General features: G+C 65.6%; 19 protein-coding genes. 12 read left to right on the top strand and 7 right to left on the bottom strand.

What is annotated here, in order from left to right; all coding sequences use genetic code 11:
* Window positions 1–72 precede the first annotated feature (72 nt).
* Window positions 73–732 (bottom strand): DNA-3-methyladenine glycosylase, encoded by a 660-nt coding sequence (locus tag EJ067_RS22590; RefSeq protein ID WP_126087444.1) that lies wholly within the window; start codon window positions 730–732, stop codon window positions 73–75.
* Window positions 733–827: 95 nt separating this feature from the next.
* On the opposite strand from EJ067_RS22590, the gene gluQRS reads away from it, so the two are divergent.
* Window positions 828–1,703, top strand: a complete 876-nt coding sequence (gene gluQRS, locus EJ067_RS22585; RefSeq protein ID WP_126089708.1) for a tRNA glutamyl-Q(34) synthetase GluQRS — start codon at window positions 828–830, stop codon at window positions 1,701–1,703.
* Here the strand turns inward: gluQRS and EJ067_RS22580 are convergent, their stop codons facing one another.
* Window positions 1,704–1,991: a hypothetical protein gene (locus tag EJ067_RS22580; protein WP_126087443.1), complete on the bottom strand. Its 288-nt coding sequence runs from the start codon at window positions 1,989–1,991 to the stop codon at window positions 1,704–1,706.
* Between the two features lie 153 nt (window positions 1,992–2,144).
* On the opposite strand from EJ067_RS22580, the gene EJ067_RS22575 reads away from it, so the two are divergent.
* Window positions 2,145–3,047 carry a DMT family transporter gene (locus tag EJ067_RS22575; RefSeq protein WP_126087442.1) on the top strand — a complete coding sequence of 301 codons (903 nt, stop codon included), beginning with the start codon at window positions 2,145–2,147 and terminating at the stop codon, window positions 3,045–3,047.
* Here the strand turns inward: EJ067_RS22575 and EJ067_RS22570 are convergent.
* Window positions 3,017–3,868: a YihY/virulence factor BrkB family protein gene (locus tag EJ067_RS22570; RefSeq protein ID WP_126087441.1), complete on the bottom strand. Its 852-nt coding sequence runs from the start codon at window positions 3,866–3,868 to the stop codon at window positions 3,017–3,019. The two genes, EJ067_RS22575 and EJ067_RS22570, sit on opposite strands and share 31 nt — an antisense overlap.
* A gap of 38 nt (window positions 3,869–3,906) precedes the next feature.
* Between EJ067_RS22570 and EJ067_RS22565 the strand changes: the two genes are divergently transcribed.
* From EJ067_RS22565 to EJ067_RS22535, 7 genes are all read left to right on the top strand, one after another.
* Window positions 3,907–4,788: an SDR family oxidoreductase gene (locus EJ067_RS22565; protein ID WP_126087440.1), complete on the top strand. Its 882-nt coding sequence runs from the start codon at window positions 3,907–3,909 to the stop codon at window positions 4,786–4,788.
* Window positions 4,789–4,812: 24 nt separating this feature from the next.
* Entirely contained in the window at window positions 4,813–5,004 is a 192-nt protein-coding gene (locus tag EJ067_RS22560; RefSeq protein WP_126087439.1) for a twin transmembrane helix small protein, read from the top strand.
* Between the two features lie 17 nt (window positions 5,005–5,021).
* On the top strand, window positions 5,022–5,603 hold the full coding sequence (locus tag EJ067_RS22555) for a cob(I)yrinic acid a,c-diamide adenosyltransferase (RefSeq protein ID WP_126087438.1): 582 nt from the start codon (window positions 5,022–5,024) through the stop codon (window positions 5,601–5,603).
* 24 nt (window positions 5,604–5,627) lie between these two features.
* Complete coding sequence (locus tag EJ067_RS22550) at window positions 5,628–6,437, top strand: rhomboid family intramembrane serine protease (RefSeq protein ID WP_126087437.1); 810 nt, start codon at window positions 5,628–5,630, stop codon at window positions 6,435–6,437.
* Window positions 6,438–6,686: 249 nt separating this feature from the next.
* A complete protein-coding gene (locus EJ067_RS22545; RefSeq protein WP_126087436.1) occupies window positions 6,687–7,436 on the top strand; it encodes an electron transfer flavoprotein subunit beta/FixA family protein in 750 nt (249 codons plus the stop codon).
* 24 nt (window positions 7,437–7,460) lie between these two features.
* Window positions 7,461–8,390 (top strand): electron transfer flavoprotein subunit alpha/FixB family protein, encoded by a 930-nt coding sequence (locus tag EJ067_RS22540; protein ID WP_126087435.1) that lies wholly within the window; start codon window positions 7,461–7,463, stop codon window positions 8,388–8,390.
* A gap of 214 nt (window positions 8,391–8,604) precedes the next feature.
* Complete coding sequence (locus EJ067_RS22535; RefSeq protein ID WP_126087434.1) at window positions 8,605–9,483, top strand: 3-hydroxybutyryl-CoA dehydrogenase; 879 nt, start codon at window positions 8,605–8,607, stop codon at window positions 9,481–9,483.
* A 17-nt stretch (window positions 9,484–9,500) separates the two neighbouring features.
* Here EJ067_RS22535 and EJ067_RS22530 read toward each other — a convergent pair whose 3' ends face one another.
* The 3 genes from EJ067_RS22530 to EJ067_RS22520 all read right to left on the bottom strand — a co-directional run bounded on the left by EJ067_RS22530 (window position 9,501) and on the right by EJ067_RS22520 (window position 12,755).
* On the bottom strand, window positions 9,501–11,459 hold the full coding sequence (locus tag EJ067_RS22530; RefSeq protein ID WP_245468019.1) for a PAS domain S-box protein: 1,959 nt from the start codon (window positions 11,457–11,459) through the stop codon (window positions 9,501–9,503).
* Between the two features lie 140 nt (window positions 11,460–11,599).
* Window positions 11,600–12,217 carry an NrsF family protein gene (locus EJ067_RS22525; protein WP_126087433.1) on the bottom strand — a complete coding sequence of 206 codons (618 nt, stop codon included), beginning with the start codon at window positions 12,215–12,217 and terminating at the stop codon, window positions 11,600–11,602.
* 1 nt (window position 12,218) lies between these two features.
* Window positions 12,219–12,755, bottom strand: coding sequence for a sigma-70 family RNA polymerase sigma factor (locus EJ067_RS22520; RefSeq protein WP_126087432.1), 537 nt, complete (start codon window positions 12,753–12,755; stop codon window positions 12,219–12,221).
* A gap of 204 nt (window positions 12,756–12,959) precedes the next feature.
* Here EJ067_RS22520 and EJ067_RS22515 point away from each other — a divergent pair, with 204 nt between their 5' ends.
* The 3 genes from EJ067_RS22515 to EJ067_RS22505 all read left to right on the top strand — a co-directional run bounded on the left by EJ067_RS22515 (window position 12,960) and on the right by EJ067_RS22505 (window position 16,793).
* Window positions 12,960–13,967, top strand: coding sequence for an iron ABC transporter substrate-binding protein (locus tag EJ067_RS22515; RefSeq protein WP_126087431.1), 1,008 nt, complete (start codon window positions 12,960–12,962; stop codon window positions 13,965–13,967).
* A 172-nt stretch (window positions 13,968–14,139) separates the two neighbouring features.
* Window positions 14,140–15,714, top strand: a complete 1,575-nt coding sequence (locus EJ067_RS22510) for an iron ABC transporter permease (protein WP_126087430.1) — start codon at window positions 14,140–14,142, stop codon at window positions 15,712–15,714.
* Window positions 15,711–16,793 (top strand): ABC transporter ATP-binding protein, encoded by a 1,083-nt coding sequence (locus EJ067_RS22505; protein ID WP_126087429.1) that lies wholly within the window; start codon window positions 15,711–15,713, stop codon window positions 16,791–16,793. Before EJ067_RS22510 ends, EJ067_RS22505 begins: the two co-directional genes overlap by 4 nt.
* A gap of 22 nt (window positions 16,794–16,815) precedes the next feature.
* Here EJ067_RS22505 and EJ067_RS22500 read toward each other — a convergent pair whose 3' ends face one another.
* On the bottom strand, window positions 16,816–17,613 hold the full coding sequence (locus EJ067_RS22500; RefSeq protein ID WP_126087428.1) for a phosphodiesterase: 798 nt from the start codon (window positions 17,611–17,613) through the stop codon (window positions 16,816–16,818).
* Between the last annotated feature and the right edge of the window lie 5 nt (window positions 17,614–17,618).

Genomic DNA, 17,618 nt, shown 5'->3' with positions numbered 1-17,618 from the left:
TACTGTAAGCCCGACATGACAGGGATGTGAAGCGGATTGTCGTTCGTCCAAACGGTCAAAAACGCATGATTTTCATGCTTTTTTGGCCATTTCGACCGGGGGCGCCGCGTCCCTGCCCTTCAATTCGCGATAGTAGGCCCAGAAAAGCCGCGACGCGACCCCTCGCCACGGACTCCATGATTCGGCCAGCCGAATCAGTGTTTTCTCCGGCGGACGGGGGTCGATGCCCAGCGCATGACCGACCGCCGTCTGCAGCGCGACATCGCGCGCGGGAAAGACATCCGGATGGCCCGCGGCGAAAAGCAGATAACATTCCGCCGTCCAGGGGCCGATGCCGGGCACGGCCGTCATCGCCGCGATCGCCTCGCGGGCGTCGAGCGAGCAAAGGTGATAAAGATCGAGCCCTGCGGCCACGGCCTCGGCGATCGCGATCAGCCCGCGCTGCTTCGGCCGCGACAAGCCGGCCTCGCGAAAAATGTCCTCGCCGGCGCCAAGTATCGCTTCCGGCGTCAGCGGATCGACCAGCCTGGTCAGCCGGCCGAAGATGGCATCGGCGCTGGCGCGGGACACCTGCTGCGAGACGATGATCGAGGCAAGGCTGCCGAATCCGGGCTCGGAAAGCCTCAGCGGCACCTCGCCCGCAATGCCGCGCACCTTCTCCAGCCGCGGATCGATGAGGCAGAGCGCGTCCAGCCCTGCCGCAATGTCGTCGAGCGAGGCGATGCGTTGCACGTTTGCTTGTTCCCTAGCTGTCCGCGAAGTGGCAATTGGTGGTGGCTAACTATCAACCGGCGGAAGCGCCTTTCAACCCGAATGCCGCCCGAGACATGACGCTCCTGACATTTCGCTTCGCGCCCAGCCCCAACGGCGAATTGCACCTCGGCCATGCCTATTCGGCCCTGCTCAACCAGCAAATGGCGACGCGGGCGGGCGGACGGCTCTTGCTGCGCATCGAGGACATCGACGTCACGCGCTGCACGCCTGAATTCGAGGCCGGCATATTCCGCGACCTCAAATGGCTGGGGCTCGATTGGGAAGAGCCGGTGCGGCGCCAATCCGAGCATTTTTCCGGATACAAGGCCGTGCTCGACCGGCTGATCGCCGAGGAGCTCGTCTATCCCGCCTTCATGAGTCGGGGCGAGATCCGCGCCTTCATCGCCGGAACCGAAAACCACGGCCGCGACTGGCCGCGCGACCCCGACGGCGTGCCGCTCTACCCGCCTCTCGACAAGGCCTTGCCGATGAAGGAGCGCAAGCGGCGCATGGCCGAGAATGCGCCTTTCGCCTGGCGGCTCGATGTCGAAGCGGCCATGGCGCGGGTACCGGGCGCCCTGTCATGGACCGAATTCACCGCCGAGACCATGTTTGCGGCGCACTCCGTCGAAGCAAGGCCGCGGGCCTGGGGCGACGTCATCGTGGCGCGCCGCGACATCCCGACCAGCTACCATCTCGCCGTGGTCGTCGACGATGCGCTGCAGGGCGTCAGCCATGTCGTTCGCGGTCAGGACCTTTACGCGGCCACCGGCGTGCAGCGCCTGCTGCAGGAACTGCTGGGCCTTGCGCCGCCACGCTATTTCCACCATCGCCTGATCCTCGGGCCAGACGGCAGGAAGCTGTCGAAGAGCCTCAAGGACACCGGCCTTGCGGCGCTTCGGGACGCCGGCGCGTCGCCGCAGGCGGTCAAGCGGCTGATCGAGCTTTGACTACAGGCGGGCAAGTCCCGCTTTGATCAGTGCCATCACGCTGATGAAGACGAAGGCGCCGCTCAAACCCCATGCCACTGCCAGCCTGAGGTCCCTGAAGGTGATGCCGTGCTCATTGGCGACCATCACCGCGACGAAGAAGCCCAGCGTGAACAGCAGCGTGTTGCCGGTCGAGCCGAAACCGTCGTCCTTCATGATGGCATCGAGCGCCGTGCCGAAAAAGAAACCGAACACGGCGACGGTCGCGACCGCGAACAGGAGCCAAGTCGTACCGAGATGCAAAAGCATGCCTGCCCATGGCGTGCCTTAACGCCCCTCTGGCACCCGTGTTGAATTCGAATGAGCTTATGGATCAACCGTTTCGTTTTGCTTGCCGAATTGAACGGCATTAGAGCAATTGCCGTCATCAACCTTTCACCCGCAGCCAGAGCCCTCCTCCCAATGCACAGCATCAAGCCGTTCATCCCCGCCTCCTTCGTCGTCCTTTGGGCGACAGGCTTCATCGGCGCGCGCTATGCCATGCCGTGGGCGGAGCCTTTCACCTTCCTCGCCATCCGCTTCGTGCTGGCGGCGATCCTGTTTGCGGGGCTGACTGTGATGCTCGGCTCGCGGAGGGCGAGCCGCGGGGAAGCGCTTCACGCGACGGTGGCCGGCGTCCTCATGCACGGCGTCTATCTGGGCGGCGTGTTCTGGGCGATCCACCGGGGCATGCCGGCAGGGCTTTCGGCGCTGATCGTCGGCCTGCAGCCGCTGATCACGGCGGTGCTTGCCGGCAAATTCCTCGGCGAGGCGATCCTGCCGCGCCATTGGGCGGGCCTTGCCGTCGGGCTTATGGGCGTCGTCATCGTGCTCTGGCCGAAGCTCGGCATGATCGGCGGCGGCGTCACCGCGGCAACGCTGACGGCCTCGCTGGTCTCGGTGCTCGGCATGGCCGCCGGAACGATCTGGCAGAAACGCTTCGCCTCCGGCGGCGACCTCGTCTCGGCGACGATGTGGCAATATGTCGGCGGCTCGGTCGTGACGATCCTGGGGTCGCTCGCCTTCGAGACGCGCGCGATCACCGTCAACGGCGAGCTCATCTTTGCCATGGCCTGGCTGGTCCTGGTGCTGTCGGTCGGCGCCATCTTCCTGTTGATGGTGATGATCAGGGACGGCGAAATGTCGAAAGTCGCGTCGCTGTTCTATCTGGTGCCGGCCGTCACCGCCGTCATCGCCTGGGCCCTGTTCGGCGAAGAGCTCAATGCGCTGCAGATCGCCGGCATGGCGATCGCCACGCTGGGCGTCGGCCTGGCCACCGCCGGGTCGCGCGGACCTCAACCAACGCGGGCGCGCGCCTCGAGATAGCGGCTGATCGCGGCGTTGAGCTCCCCGCCGAGGATGAAGATCGCCGAGATGATGTAGAGGAACACCACCGCGATCATGATCGAGGCCAGCCCCGCATAGGTCGTCACATAGGACGAGAAATGGTCGAGATAGGTGGCGAAGATGGTCGAGCCGGCCAGCCAGGCGACCAGCGTGAAGACGATGCCCGGAACGATCGAGACGAAGCGTCGCTTGCCGGCCGGCAGCCAGATATGCACCGAAAACAGGCCGATGACGATGACCGTGGAGGCGATCACGTAACGCCATATGGTGATCGTTCCCATATAGGGCTTGATCCATTCCAGATGCGCCTCGGCCAGCCGCCCGAGCAGCGGCGCGAACACCAGAAGCACGCTGACGGCGAGGAAGCAGGCCGTCGCGATCAGCACGAAGACGATGCTCTGCACCCTGCGGTGGATGATGCCGCGCGTCTCGGTCACACGATAGGCGCGGTTGAGCGAGGTGCGCAGCGCCTCGATGCCGTTCGAAGCGAAGTAGGCGGCCAAAAGCACGCCGTAGGTCAGAAGGTCGGTCCGTCGCACGGTGAGCACGTTCTGCACCTCGCGCGCGATCGGCTTGGCGATCTGCTCCGGCCAGGTATCGAAGACCAGGTGCACCGCCGTGTCGGCGAAGGCGCGCGCGCCGAGGAAGCTGGCCAGCGTCGTGGCGAAGATCAGGAACGGAAACAGCGCCATCAGCGAGGTGATCGCCAGATGGCTGGCCATTGCCCAGCCGTCGTCGGTGTTGAAATGGCCGATCGCATCGTAGAGCACGCGCTTGACCGCGACGATATTCCTGAGCAAGGGCCCGCGCTCCGCTCGATTGTGTCGACGCCGCGAATATGGGAAGGGATTGCGGCAAATGGCAAGGTCAGACAACGTTGCCCACCGCTGAACAGTTGCGCAGCATCATCGTCACCGGCGCCTCCTCCGGCATAGGCGCCTATTGCGCGCGGGCCTTGAAGGCGGAAGGCTGGCGCGTGTTCGCCACCGCGCGCAAGCCGGCCGACATCGCCGCGCTTCAAGCCGACGGCATCGAGGCCTTCTATCTCGACTATCGGGAAGCCGACTCCATCGCCGCCGTGGTCGATGCCGTGCTGGGGCGCACGGGCGGCACGCTGGCGGCGCTGTTCAACAACGGCGCCTATGCGCAGCCCGGCGCCGTCGAGGATCTGCCTGTCGAGGCGCTGCGCGAGCAGTTCGAGGCCAATTTCTTCGGCTGGCACGACCTGACGCGGCGCGTCGTGCCGATCATGCGCCGCCAGGGCCATGGCCGCCTCGTCCACTGCTCCTCGATCCTGGGCCTCGCCCCGGTTCGTTTTCGCGGCGCCTATTCGGCGTCCAAACACGCCGTCGAAGGCCTGATGCTGTGCATGCGCCAGGAACTCGAAGGCAGCGGCATCCATGCCGCGTTGATCGAGCCGGGGCCGGTGACCTCGAAGATCGCCAGCAACGGCCTGGCCTGGTTCTTGAAGAATATCGACATCGAGAACTCCGTCCACCGCGCCGACTACCAGGCGCAGCTTGCGCGGCTGCAGGCCGGCGGCAGCGTCTCGCGTCTGAAGCCCGGACCGGAGGTCGTCCATGCCGCCTTGCGCCACGCGCTTCTGTCACAGCGTCCGCGCCCGCACTATGTGGTAACGGTGCCGGCCAGAATCGGCGTAGTGCTCAAGCGCATCCTGCCGGCATCAGCGCTCTACCGCGTGCTCGCCAGGCGCGCCTGACCGAAACCGAACTGGAGCCAGCCCATGGCAACCGTCTTCAACATCCTCGCCATCCTCGTCATGGCCGCCGTCGTGGTCGTGCTGATCCGCGGCCTCATCAACATGATGCGCGGCGGCTCCGGCTTCACCTCTAACAAGCTGATGCAGGCCCGCGTGCTGCTGCAGTTCATAGCCTTGGTGCTGATCATGCTGACCGTCTACTTCACCCGCAAGTAACGGGCCGGGAGAGCGACGTGGTCAAGCTCAACAAGATCTACACGCGAACCGGCGACGACGGCACCACCGGCCTCGGCAGCGGCGACCGGCGGCTGAAATCCGATCTGCGCGTCGAAGCCTATGGCACGGTGGACGAGGCCAATGCCTGCATCGGCATGGCGCGGGTCCACACCGCAAAGGATTATCCGGCAATCGACGCCATGCTCTCCCGCATCCAGAACGATCTCTTCGACCTCGGCGCCGATCTTGCGGTGCCCGATGAGGGCAAGCCGCTCGACTACGAGCCGCTGCGCATCGTCGCCGCGCAGACCGGGCGCGTCGAAAAGGACATCGATCTTCTCAACAAGGACCTGCAGCCGCTGAAGTCCTTCGTGCTGAACGGCGGCACGCCGGCCGCGGCCGCCCTGCATCTGGCGCGCACGGTGGCGCGGCGCGCCGAGCGCATCATGGTGGCGCTGGCGCAGCATCCTGCCGAGCACGTCAACCGCGAGGCGCTGAAATACATCAACCGCGTCTCCGACTTCCTGTTCGTCGCCGCGCGAGCGGTCAATGACAACGGAAATGCCGACGTGCTATGGGTTCCCGGCAAGAACCGCTGACAATCGGGTAAGCGGAAGGGTCCGATGTTCATCCCGCTCTACGACACCAACAGGCTGCGCCACATCCGCCTGCAATATGTGACGATCGGGCTGATCGCGGCGAACGCGCTGGTCTATCTCGCGACCACGCTTGGCGGCGAAAGCTTCACCAACGCCGCGGTGCTCGGCCTCGGCTTCATCCCTTCGGTGGTCCATGACAAGGTCGAGCTGTCGCCCGAATTCGTCGTCATTCCCGAAAGCCTCAGCTATCTCAGCTATTCCTTCCTGCATGCCGACATCTTCCACCTCGGCGGCAACATGCTGTTCCTGTGGGTGTTCGGCGACAATGTCGAGGATGCGCTCGGCCATATCCGCTACCTGATCTTCTACCTCGCCTGCGCGGCGGCCGGCGCTTTCGTTCAAGGGTTGGTGGGCTGGGATTCGCAGGTGCCGCTGATCGGCGCCTCCGGCGCCATCGCCGGCGTGGTTGCGGCCTATCTGATCCTCTATCCGAGGGTTAAGGTGTGGGTGCTGGCTTTTGCCCGTATTCCCCTGCGCATCCCCGCCTTCATCCCGCTGATCCTCTGGATCCTGTTCCAGATCGTGATGTTTGCCGCCGGCGGCGAGGACCAGATTTCCTGGGCCTGCCATATCGGCGGCATCATTGCCGGCGCCGTCCTGGTCCTGGTGCTGCGCAGCCGCGGCGTGCCGCTGCTTGCCGGCGCCGACGGCGAGCCGGAGCCGACGCCGAATGTCCAGCAGGTCCCCGTTCCGACCGAGTCCGGGGCAACGCCCGAAACGCCGGCGCAGCCGGCGCCGCAATGGGGCCGCGGCGCCGCGTCACCTCGGGACTGAACCGATTTGAGTGCGTCGTGCATATTGACGCGCCGGATTGCCGCCACTACGGAAACGCCACCCTGGGCATGATCCCGAAAAGTGGGTACCGGTTTTCGGAAAAGGTCATGCACAATCGAAAGATCGGGGTGGAACAGGTTCTTGGCGGTCGAAGACCAGAATTCCGCCCGGAATGTCGGCTTTCGACAACTCTGACAAGGCGTACGCTGCTATAGCGCGCCCGACTATCTCAGGAGAGGTGACAGGAAAATGAAGATCCTTGTGCCCGTGAAGCGGGTTGTGGATGCGAACGTCAAGGTCCGGGTCAAGGCCGACGGGTTGGGCGTGGAGCTTGCCAACGTCAAGATGGCGATGAACCCGTTCGACGAGATCGCCGTCGAGGAAGCGATCCGGATCAAGGAAGCCGGCAAGGCCGAGGAGATCATCGTCGTGTCGATCGGCCCGCAGCAGGCACAGGAGACGCTCCGCACCGCGCTTGCCATGGGCGCCGACCGCGCCATCCTGGTCAAGACCGACGAGCAGACCGAGCCGCTCGGCGTCGCCAAGGTGCTGAAGGGCGTGGTCGAGGCCGAGCAACCCGGCCTCGTCATCCTCGGCAAGCAGGCGATCGATGACGACAGCAATCAGACCGGCCAGATGCTGGCGGCGCTGCTTGGCTGGGCCCAGGGCACCTTCGCTTCGAAGGTTGAGCTCGCCGGCGATCATGCCAAGGTGACGCGCGAGGTCGACGGCGGCCTGCAGACGGTCGAGCTGAAGATGCCGGCGATCGTCACCGCCGACCTCCGCCTCAACCAGCCGCGCTATGCCTCGCTGCCCAACATCATGAAGGCGAAGAAGAAGCCGCTCGACGAGAAGAGCCCGGCCGACTACGGCGCCGACGTCAAGCCGCGCCTCAAGGTGATCAAGACCGAGGAGCCGGGCGGCCGCAAGGCGGGCGTCAAGGTCAAGAGCGTGGCCGAACTGGTCGAGAAGCTCAAGAACGAAGCCGGCGTGCTCTGAAGCGGTCAGGAAAGGAACAGGAAAATGGCAATTCTCCTCATCGCCGAACACGACAACGCTACCCTTTCCGACCAGACCGCCAAGGCGCTGTCGGCGGCCCTCCAGATCGGCTCGGATGTCGACGTGTTGGTGGCCGGCAAGGGCGCCAAGGGCGCGGCCGACGCCGCCGCCAAGCTGAAGGGCGTGCGCAAGGTGCTGCTGGCCGAAGCCGACGAGCTTTCCGAACGCCTAGCCGAGCCGACGGCAGCGCTGGTGGTCTCGCTCGCCGGCTCCTATGACGCGATCGTCGCCCCGGCCACATCGTCCGGCAAGAACGTCGCGCCGCGCGTCGCAGCCCTGCTCGACGTCGCGCAGGTTTCCGAGATCATCGAGGTGGTCTCGCCCGACACCTTCAAGCGGCCGATCTATGCCGGCAACGCCATCCAGACCGTGCAGTCGACCGACGCCAAGAAGGTCATCACGGTGCGCACCGCCTCCTTCTCGGCCGCGCCCGAGGGCGGCGCGGCTTCGGTCGAGACGGTGAACGCCGCCGCGAACCCCGGCCTCTCCTCCTTCGTCGAGAACAAGCTCTCCGAGAACGACCGTCCGGAGCTGACCTCGGCCAAGATCATCATCTCGGGCGGCCGCGCGCTCGGCTCGTCGGAAAAGTTCCAGGAAGTGATCCTGCCCGTCGCCGACAAGCTCGGCGCGGCCGTCGGCGCAAGCCGGGCCGCGGTCGACGCGGGCTACGCCCCGAACGACTGGCAGGTCGGCCAGACCGGCAAGGTGGTCGCTCCCGACCTCTACATCGCCGTCGGCATCTCCGGCGCCATCCAGCACCTGGCCGGCATGAAGGATTCGAAGGTCATCGTCGCCATCAACAAGGACGAGGAAGCGCCGATCTTCCAGGTTGCCGACTACGGCCTCGTCGGCGATCTGTTCGTCATCCTGCCGGAGCTGCAAAAGGCGCTTTGACGTCATCAACTCTGGCATATTAAAATCCGAAGGGTGGGGTAGACGAAGTCGCCCCGCCCTTTTAGTTTGCACTGCACAAAAAGCAGGCCACGATGGCTTAAAAAAGCAATTCCGGGAAAAGCGCGTGGCGGTTTTCCGTTCGGAATTACGAGAAACAAAAAGAAGCGTTTCCGTGCTTCGCAGAAGCGGAGAGGCTTCAGACGGGATCGGGGTAATGAGCAAGATCGAGACGATCGGTATTGTCGGCGCGGGCCAAATGGGTGGCGGTATCGCCCATGTCTCGGCGCTGGCCGGCTACAAGGTTCTGATCCACGACATCTCGTCCGACCGCATCGAGAAGGGCATCGCCACCGTCAGCGGCAACATGGCCCGCCAGGTCGGCTCCGGGAAGCTCGAGGAGAAGGCGCGCAACGAGGCGATGGCACGCATCTCGTCGGCCGCCGCCATGGCCGATCTCGCCGCGGCCGACCTCGTCATCGAGGCGGCGACCGAGGACGAGACGGTCAAGCGCAAGATCTACGCCCAGCTCTGCCCGCAGCTCAATCCGGAAGCGATTCTGGCAACCAACACCTCCTCGATCTCGATAACCCGGCTCGCGGCTCAGACCGACCGGCCGGAGCGCTTCATCGGCATACATTTCATGAATCCGGTGCCGGTGATGAAGCTGGTCGAGCTGGTGCGCGGCATCGCCACGGAGGACCAGACCTTCGAGGCCGCCAAGGCATTCGTTAACCGGCTCGACAAGACGATCACCGTTTCGGAGGATTTCCCGGCCTTCATCGTCAACCGCATCCTGCTGCCGATGATCAACGAGGCGATCTACACGCTCTATGAGGGCGTCGGCACGGTCGACGCCATCGACACGGCGATGCGGCTCGGCGCCAACCATCCGATGGGACCGTTGCAGCTTGCCGACTTCATCGGCCTCGACACCTGCCTGTCGATCATGCAGGTGCTGCACGAGGGCCTGTCGGACTCGAAGTACCGCCCCTGCCCGCTGCTGGTGAAATATGTCGAGGCCGGCTGGCTTGGCCGCAAGACCGGCCGCGGCTTCTACGACTATCGCGGCGACCATCCGGTGCCGACGCGCTGAGCTTTCTCGACTGAAGCTCAGGACGCCGCGGCAAGCGCCCTCACGGTCTCATCCCTGACGTCCTCGTCCGGCGCCGCCGAAACGCACCCGCGTCCGGCCGCCTTGGCTGCATAACAGGCGGCGTCGGCGCGGGCGATGATCTCGTCCACTTCGCCGCAGCCGGCGCGGATCGGCGCCAGCCCGATGCTGGCGCCGATCGAATGCGCGCGGCCGTCCCAGCTGAAGCTCAGCTTGCGGATGGCATCGATGATGGAGCGCGCCGCGATCGCCGCTCGCGCCGGTGCCCCCGATTTCAGAATGACGGCGAACTCGTCGCCGCCGATGCGGGCGACGATGTCTTCCGGCCCGAGCGCGTGGCGGATGACGTCGGCGACGCGCTTCAGCAATGCATCGCCGGCGGCATGGCCGCCAGTGTCGTTGACCGCCTTGAAATGATCGAGGTCGACGAACATGAACTGGTGCTCGCCGCCGGTGAGACGGCACTGATCGACCAGTTCCTCCATCGTGAGGATGAAGCTGGAGCGGTTGGCGAGCCCGGTCAGCGCGTCGTGCGCCGCAGCGTAGGCCAGCTGGCGCTGCAGGGCGCGCGCATCGGTGAAGTCCTGGAAGACGATGACCAGCCCGCAGAACTCGTTGCGGTCGTTCATGATCGGCGACACCATTTGGCGAATGCTGCAGCGGGTGTCGTCGCGCCGGACGAGAACGGCGCGGGCGTTCTGGTCGCCATGAAGACGGCTGCCCGCCGAAGGCCGCGTCAGGCCGATCCTCTGCCCGCTTTCCTCGTCGACCGGCCAATAGGCATGGCCAAGCACCTCGCCCAGCGCCTCACCGGCAGCAACGCCGGTCAGCTTTTCGGCGACCGGATTCATGAAGGTGATGCGGTTGGCGGCGTCGGTGCAGATCACCGCGTCGCCGATCGACTGCAGCGTGACCCTGAGCCGCTCCTTCTCGTCGGCCAGCATGGCCGCGGAAACCCTGAGCCGTTCTTCGGCCTGCTTGCGCTGAGTGATGTCGGTCAGGCTGCCGATGGCCCGTATCAGCCGGCCTTCGCCGTCGCGTTCGATCGCCTTGCCGCGGTCGAGGATCCAGACCCAATGACCGTCCTTGTGTCGCATCCGGAACTCGGCCTCGAAGAAGGCCGTCTCGCCGGCAAGATGCGCCCGGTCCGCTTCCGCCACGCGCTCGCGGTCGTCCGGATGGATCATCGTCAGCCAGCGGTCGGGATCGCCGTCCAGCTCGCCATCGTCATAGCCCAGCATCCTGACCCAGGTCTCGGAGTAGATCGTGCCGCCCTTGCGCATGTCGAGGCTCCAGACGCCTTGTCCGGCGCTGGTCAGCGCGAAGTTCCAGCGCGTTTCGGCTTCGGCGATGCGCGCTTCGGCCTGCTTGCGCGCATCGATGTCCTCGATCTGCGACACAAGGTAGAGAGGGCGACGCGTCTCCTCTTCGCGGATGACCGAGCCGGCAAGCTGCGCCCAGACGGGGGTGCCGTCCTTCTTGAGGTAGCGCTTCTCGAAATGGAAGGAATCGATCTTTCCCTCCTTCAGCGCGATCATCGTCTCACGGCCGATCTGCAGATCGTCGGGATGCGTGATCTGGAAGAAGGTCAGCGCCTCGATTTCCGCCCGGCTATAGCCGAGCATCGCGGCGAAGGCGGGATTGGTCTGAACGATGCGGCCATCGAGGCCGACGATGGCGACGCCGATCGCCGAATCTTCCATCGCGCGGCGAAAGCGCTGCTCGCTTTCGGCGATCTGCCGGCGGTCGTCGATGATCTTGCGGATGAACAGCGCCGAGACAAACAGCGTCACGGCCGTGACGGCGACAGATAGCTGCAGGCAGAGCTTCAGCGCATCCGAACCGAGCTCCAGCGCCCGCAACAGGACCGATGCCGTCAGGCTAAGCAGCCCAGCTGCCATCAAGGCGAGCACAGCGCGCTTGCCGGCCCGCGGACCTTTCCAACTCAACCACGCCACAATGCGATCCCACCCAATGCGCAACTGCACGTCGCCACAACCCTGGCGGATCGATTTTAAGGAATGGTTGCACAAGCGGCGGCGAGCGTTCCGCTAACCGGCAAACAATTGCCGGCATGATTAAGGATCGGTGTGCAATCCTACCAGCGGACGAAAAACCGCCCGCCAAGCGCGCCGAGCGCGGTGAGAAACGCGATCGCGATCGTGTACCAGGTGGCGACGAACAGTGGCGAATCGTCGAAGCAATGCGCGGCATAAAAGGTCGCCGCCAAGCCGCCTGCCAGCAGGCCCGCGACCGCGCCGGCCAGCACCGGCCGCGTCGGCGCGCCATAGCGCAGCATGCCGAGGAAGACCGCCAGAGGTCCGATGCCGATCAGCGGGATGAAGCTCATGCAGATCATCATGTTCGTGCCGACGAGGCGGCGCCCCCAGTCGGCCTCCGGCACGACGAGAAGCTCAAGGACCACGGCGAGCACGACGAGCGCCGGCGCGGCGAGCATCCATAGTTTGGCGCGCCTGCCCGCCGCACCGGGCGTCGACAGCACCCTGATCAGGCCGAAGGCGGTGGCCGTGAGCGCCAGGGTGAAGACGAACTTCGACATGAAGCGCATCGTGTGCATGGCCGGCATGATGTCGGGGCGCGGGCCGATGGTCATGAAGAAGACCAGCGCCGCAACCGCCACCGCCACGCCGATGGCCAGCCACCAGGCCAGGCCGAGCGGTATCGCGGAGCGCCTTGATGAGGTCCTCGTTCTCATGTCACTGTCGTCCGAACCTTTTGGCGATCGCGGCAAGGCCGCGATGCAGCGACACGCGCACCGCCGTCTCGCTGATGCCGAGCTTGGCCGCCGTCTCGCCGATCGAGCGGCCATCGACCGAAATCGCCGAAACCACGGAGCGCTGCGAAGGCGGCAGGCCGTCGAGGGCCCGGTTTATTTCGCGCTCGCTGACCGTCTCCGCTTCCGGCTCGGCGAAGGTCTCGGCGATCTCGTCGATCTCGATCTCGATGCGTCGGCCGCGCCGGCGGAACGCGTCGATCAGCTTGAAGCGGGCGATCGCATAGACCCATGGCAGCACCGGCGCGTCTTCTCGCCACGTGTGCCGTTTGACGTGAATGGCCACCAAGGTTTCCTGCACGACATCCTCGGGGTCGACCCCGCCCTGAACGATCTTGCGCCGGACGAAGCCGCGGACGAGGGCGGCTATCCGGCGAAGAAAGTCGGCATAAGCCTTTTCGTCTCCGGCGATCGCGGCCCTAAGCAGCCGGGAAAGCTCGGCTTCGTCCTTGCCGGTCACAAGAGTTTACCCCCGATGTTCGCGCCTCGGCCCTGGTTTGTTACGTGGCCAACAAAATAATGTCCAAGCCAAAGTACCGGAAAATCACGAAAGTTTGCGGCACGGCGACCGATTGAAGCAGGGTCGTAATGTTGACTATACCGATCAGGTATTGATAGGTGCGTCCGAGCCCGAACCCCTGTCTCAAGTTTTGAGGACCATGCCATGAAATATGCTCTTTCCACCCTTGCCGGCGCCGTTGCGCTGACGGCGAGCCTGATCGCCGGGCCCGCCCTGGCCGAGGATGCCGGCATCATCGTCTACAACGCCCAGCATGAGAGCCTGGCCAAGGAATGGGCGAAGGGCTTCACCAAGGAAACCGGCATCAAGGTGACGCTGCGCAATGGCGGCGACAGCGATTTCTCCAACCAGATCGTCGCCGAAGGCGCCGCCTCGCCGGCCGACGTGTTCCTGACCGAGAATTCGCCGGCGATGGCGCTTGTCGAGGCGGCGAGGTTGTTCGCGCCGGTCGACGCCGAGACGCTGGCGCAGGTGCCGCAGGAATACCAGCCTTCGAGCGGCAAGTGGGTGGGCGTCGCCGCGCGCAGCACCGTCTTTGCCTGTAACAAGGACAAGCTGAAGGAAGACCAGTTGCCCAAGTCGCTGCTCGACCTCGCCGATCCGAGCTGGAAGGGCCGCTGGGCGGCATCGCCGTCCGGCGCCGATTTCCAGGCCATCGTCAGCGCCCTGCTCCAGCTCAAGGGTGAAGCCGCAACCGCCGACTGGCTGAAGGCGATGAAGGACAACTTCACCGCCTACAAGGGCAACAGCACGGTCATGAAGGCAGTCAATGCCGGCGAGATCGAAGGCGGCGTGATCTACCACTACTACTATTTCGGCGATCAGGCCAAGACCGGCGAAAACAGCAAGAATATCGGCCTGCACTATTTCAAGAACCAGGATCCGGGCGCGTTCGTGTCGATCTCCGGCGGCGGCGTGCTGGCCTCGAGCAAGCATCAGAAAGAGGCGCAGGCGTTCTTGAAGTGGGTCACCGGCAAGGGCGGCCAGGAAGTGCTGAAGACCGGCACATCCTATGAATACGCGGTCGGCAAGGGCGCCGGGTCCAACCCGAAGCTGGTGCCGCTCGCCGACCTGCAGGCGCCCAAGGTCGATCCGGCGACGCTGAACTCCAAGAAGGTCATCGACCTGATGACGCAAGCCGGCTTGCTTTAGTTCGCGTTCGTCCTAAAAGGACACCGACCGTGCTCCTGCGGGAATTCGCTTTCCGCGGGAGCGCTTTTGTTTTGGAGATGGCCTCGTCGATGACGATCAGCTGCCTATCCGGCCGCATCAGCGGTTCATCGGATCGCCTGCGTCCGTCGAGCCCGGAGAAGCATTGCCTCTGATGGCATCCGCGATCGACCTCACGCCCTCAGGCCCGCCGGCTGCCGCAAGGCAGAGCCAGCGGTCCACGTCGTGGATCACGCTTGCCGCCGCCCTCGTCTCGCTGATCGCGCTGCTGCCGCTCGCCTTCATTGTCTGGACCGCGATCCAGACCGGTTGGGAAACCGTGACCGCGCTGATCTTCCGGCCGCGCGTCGGCGATCTTCTGGTCAACACCATCCTGCTTGTCGTCGTGACCGTCCCGATCGCCATTGTGCTGTCGGTGGCGCTCGCCTGGCTGACCGAGCGCTCAGACCTGCCCGGCAATCGCCTCTGGTCGTGGCTGTCGGTGGCGCCGCTGGCCATTCCGGCCTTCGTCCACAGCTATGCCTGGATCAGCCTTGTGCCCGGCCTGCACGGGCTCTGGGCCGGCGTGCTGGTCTCCGTCATCGCCTATTTCCCGTTCCTCTATCTGCCGATCGCGGCCGCGCTGCGCCGGCTCGACCCGGCGCTGGAGGATGCGGCGGCCGCGCTTGGCCTTGGGCCCTGGCGGGTCTTCGCGCGCGTCGTGCTGCCGCAACTGCGGCTCGCCATCTGCGGCGGTTCGCTGCTGGTCGGCCTGCACCTGCTTGCCGAATACGGCCTCTATGTCTTCATTCGCTTCGACACCTTCACGACCGCGATCGTCGACCAGTTCCAGTCGACCTTCAACGGCCCGGCGGCCAACATGCTTGCCGCCGTGCTGGTCGCCTGCTGCTTCGTGCTGCTTGGCGTGGAAGTGATCGTGCGCGGCGAGGAGCGTTATGCGCGCGTCGGCTCCGGCGCCGCGCGCCAGCAGCAGCGCGCCAGCCTCGGCCGCGCCACGCTGCCTTGCCTGCTTTTGCCCGCCGGCACCGCGCTGCTCGCGCTCGGCGTGCCGTTCGTCACCGTCGGCCGCTGGCTGCTCGCCGGCGGCGCGGATGTCTGGCGTTGGGACGAGATCGGCCTGGCGCTCGGCCAGACGCTGTTCCTCGCCGTCGCCGGCGCGCTGCTTGCCACGATCGCCGCGATGCCGATGGCCTGGATCTCGATCCGCGCGCCGGGCCGTCTGCAGCGCCTGCTCGAGAGCTGCAACTACATCGTCGGCTCGCTGCCCGGTGTCGTCATCGCGCTGGCGCTGGTCACCATCACCGTGCGCATCGCCTTGCCGCTTTACCAGACGCTCTTCACCATCCTTTTCGGCTATGCGCTGATGTTTTTGCCGCGCGCGCTTGTCAGCCTGCGCGCTTCGGTCGCGCAGGCGCCGGTGGAGCTCGAGCGCGCCGCCTCGAGCCTGGGCCGGGCGCCGCTCAAGGCGCTGTGGTCGACGACGATCCGGCTGTCGGCGCCGGGTGCGGCGGCCGGCATGGCGATGGTGGCGCTCGGCATCACCAATGAACTGACCGCCACCCAGATGCTGGCGCCGAACGGCACCCGCACGCTGGCGATGGCGTTCTGGTCCTACAGCGGCGAGATCGACTACGCCTCCGCCGCCCCCTATGCGCTGATCATGGTGGCGATGTCGCTGCCGATGACCTGGGTGCTCTACGTCCAGTCGAAGCGGATGGCCGGACGATGAGCTTCCTCGAACTCAACGGCGTGGCGAAATACTACGGCAAGGTGGCGGCGCTGGCCGGCGTCGACCTCACCGTCGAAAGCGGCAGCCGCACCGCGATCGTCGGACCTTCCGGCTGCGGCAAGACGACCTTGCTGAGGCTGATCGCCGGCTTCGAGGCGCCTGACAGCGGCCGCATCGCGCTCGACGGCAAGGTGCTCGCCAATGGCGGCGCCGCCGTGCCCGCGCATCGCCGCGGCATCGGCGTGGTGGCGCAGGACGGCGCCCTGTTCCCGCATCTCACCATCGCCGACAACATCGGCTTCGGCATGCCCCGAAACGCCGAGAAGCGCGCAGAGCACATTATCGAGCTCGCCTATATCGTCGGGCTGGACAAGGCGATCCTGAAGCGCCGGCCGCACGAGCTTTCGGGCGGCCAGCAGCAGCGCGTCGCGCTCGCCCGCGCCATGGCGATGAAACCCCGGCTGATGCTGCTCGACGAGCCGTTCTCGGCGCTCGACACCGGCCTGCGCGCCTCGATGCGCAAGGCCGTTGCCGAGCTTCTGGAGGAGGCCGGCATCACCACCATCCTGGTCACCCACGACCAGGCCGAGGCGCTGTCCTTCGCCAGCCAGGTGGCCGTCATGCGCGACGGCCTGTTCTCGCAGGTCGGCACGCCGCGCGAGCTCTATTTCCAGCCCAAGGACAGGATGGTCGCCGAGTTCCTCGGCGACGCCATCATCGTGCCGGCCAGGATCGCCGACGGCTTCGCCATCTCGCCGCTTGGCCGCATCGCGGTCGACACCGCCGAGCGGCGCGACGTCGCCCGCATCATGCTCAGGCCCGAGCAGGTGGTCCTCAAGCGGACCTCGCGCGAAGGCATGTCGGGAACACCGGACATGCTGTTCGGCGAAGTGACGGACTCCGAATTCGCGGGTTCGGTCTGCACTGTCGCGGTGCGGCTGCTCAACAGCCCCGATCCGCCGGATGCGGCCGCGATCGGCAACACGCCGCTCATCCTGCGCAAGACAGGCATGGATGCCCCGTCCGTCGGCGAGATCGTGCGCCTCACCGTCACCGGCAAGGCGCATGTGTTTGCCTGAACGCAGGCTGGGCGCGGTTGCTCTACCGCACCCGCTCGCCTGTCGCCGGCGACCAGAGCGGCCATTGCTCCAGGAAATCGTGGCTATGGATGACGACCCGCTGGCCGTCGATCAGGATGATCGAATAGGCGGGCGGCGCCTGCTCGACCACTTCCTCGCCGATCAGGTCGAGCATGAAGCGGGCATGCAGGCCGCGCTGCGCCGAAAACGGAATGCCGGCGACCGTACCGGCGATGTCGCGATGGACATGGCCGAAGAAGATATAGCGGACATTGCCGTGGCGCGTCAGCACGTCGATGAGCCGCTGCGGCTGCTCAAGGCCGAGCGGATCGAGAATCGTCAGGCCGAGTTCCACCGGCGGATGGTGCAGGAAGAGATAGGCAGGCTTGCCCGCCGCCTCGGCGAGCCGCGCGTCCAACCAGGCAAGCCGGTCGTCGCACAGCTCTCCCGTGACGCGGCCTTCTGCCAGGCTGTCGATAAACACCAGCCGGCCCTCGGGCGTCTCGAAGACCGACTGCGCGAAGCCATTGCCGTCGGTTCCGTTTTCCGGGAAGGCAGCGACCAGATTGGCGCGCCGGTCGTGGTTTCCGGGCAGCAGCCGGTACGGCACGGTGAGCCGGCTCAGCGCCGATTTCAGGTCGGCATAGCTTTCGGCCTCGCCGTCGTCGGTCAGGTCGCCGGTGAAGACGCAGAGCGTCGCATCGCCATTGCGGGCGTTGATGTGGTCGATGCAACGATCGAGCCGCTCATTCAGGTTCGCGCCAAATCGTACCTCGCGCTGACGGCCGAGATGAACGTCGGTGACCTGAATGATCTTCATTCCCT

Origin of the sequence: Mesorhizobium sp. M1D.F.Ca.ET.043.01.1.1 (assembly GCF_003952385.1) — a bacterium.
In the GTDB taxonomy this organism is placed as follows: Bacteria; Pseudomonadota; Alphaproteobacteria; order Rhizobiales; family Rhizobiaceae; genus Mesorhizobium.
Note: the sequence above shows the minus strand (reverse complement) of the source record. Positions and strands in the feature narration are given on the sequence as shown.

Coding starts and splice junctions, on each gene's coding strand:
- gluQRS (WP_126089708.1), top strand. CDS start 828: ATGACGCTCCTGACATTTCGCTTCGCGCCCAGCCCCAACGGCGAATTG.
- EJ067_RS22580 (WP_126087443.1), bottom strand. CDS start 1,991: ATGCTTTTGCATCTCGGTACGACTTGGCTCCTGTTCGCGGTCGCGACC.
- EJ067_RS22575 (WP_126087442.1), top strand. CDS start 2,145: ATGCACAGCATCAAGCCGTTCATCCCCGCCTCCTTCGTCGTCCTTTGG.
- EJ067_RS22565 (WP_126087440.1), top strand. CDS start 3,907: ATGGGAAGGGATTGCGGCAAATGGCAAGGTCAGACAACGTTGCCCACC.
- EJ067_RS22560 (WP_126087439.1), top strand. CDS start 4,813: ATGGCAACCGTCTTCAACATCCTCGCCATCCTCGTCATGGCCGCCGTC.
- EJ067_RS22550 (WP_126087437.1), top strand. CDS start 5,628: ATGTTCATCCCGCTCTACGACACCAACAGGCTGCGCCACATCCGCCTG.
- EJ067_RS22545 (WP_126087436.1), top strand. CDS start 6,687: ATGAAGATCCTTGTGCCCGTGAAGCGGGTTGTGGATGCGAACGTCAAG.
- EJ067_RS22540 (WP_126087435.1), top strand. CDS start 7,461: ATGGCAATTCTCCTCATCGCCGAACACGACAACGCTACCCTTTCCGAC.
- EJ067_RS22535 (WP_126087434.1), top strand. CDS start 8,605: ATGAGCAAGATCGAGACGATCGGTATTGTCGGCGCGGGCCAAATGGGT.
- EJ067_RS22525 (WP_126087433.1), bottom strand. CDS start 12,217: ATGAGAACGAGGACCTCATCAAGGCGCTCCGCGATACCGCTCGGCCTG.
- EJ067_RS22515 (WP_126087431.1), top strand. CDS start 12,960: ATGAAATATGCTCTTTCCACCCTTGCCGGCGCCGTTGCGCTGACGGCG.
- EJ067_RS22510 (WP_126087430.1), top strand. CDS start 14,140: ATGGCATCCGCGATCGACCTCACGCCCTCAGGCCCGCCGGCTGCCGCA.
- EJ067_RS22505 (WP_126087429.1), top strand. CDS start 15,711: ATGAGCTTCCTCGAACTCAACGGCGTGGCGAAATACTACGGCAAGGTG.
- EJ067_RS22500 (WP_126087428.1), bottom strand. CDS start 17,613: ATGAAGATCATTCAGGTCACCGACGTTCATCTCGGCCGTCAGCGCGAG.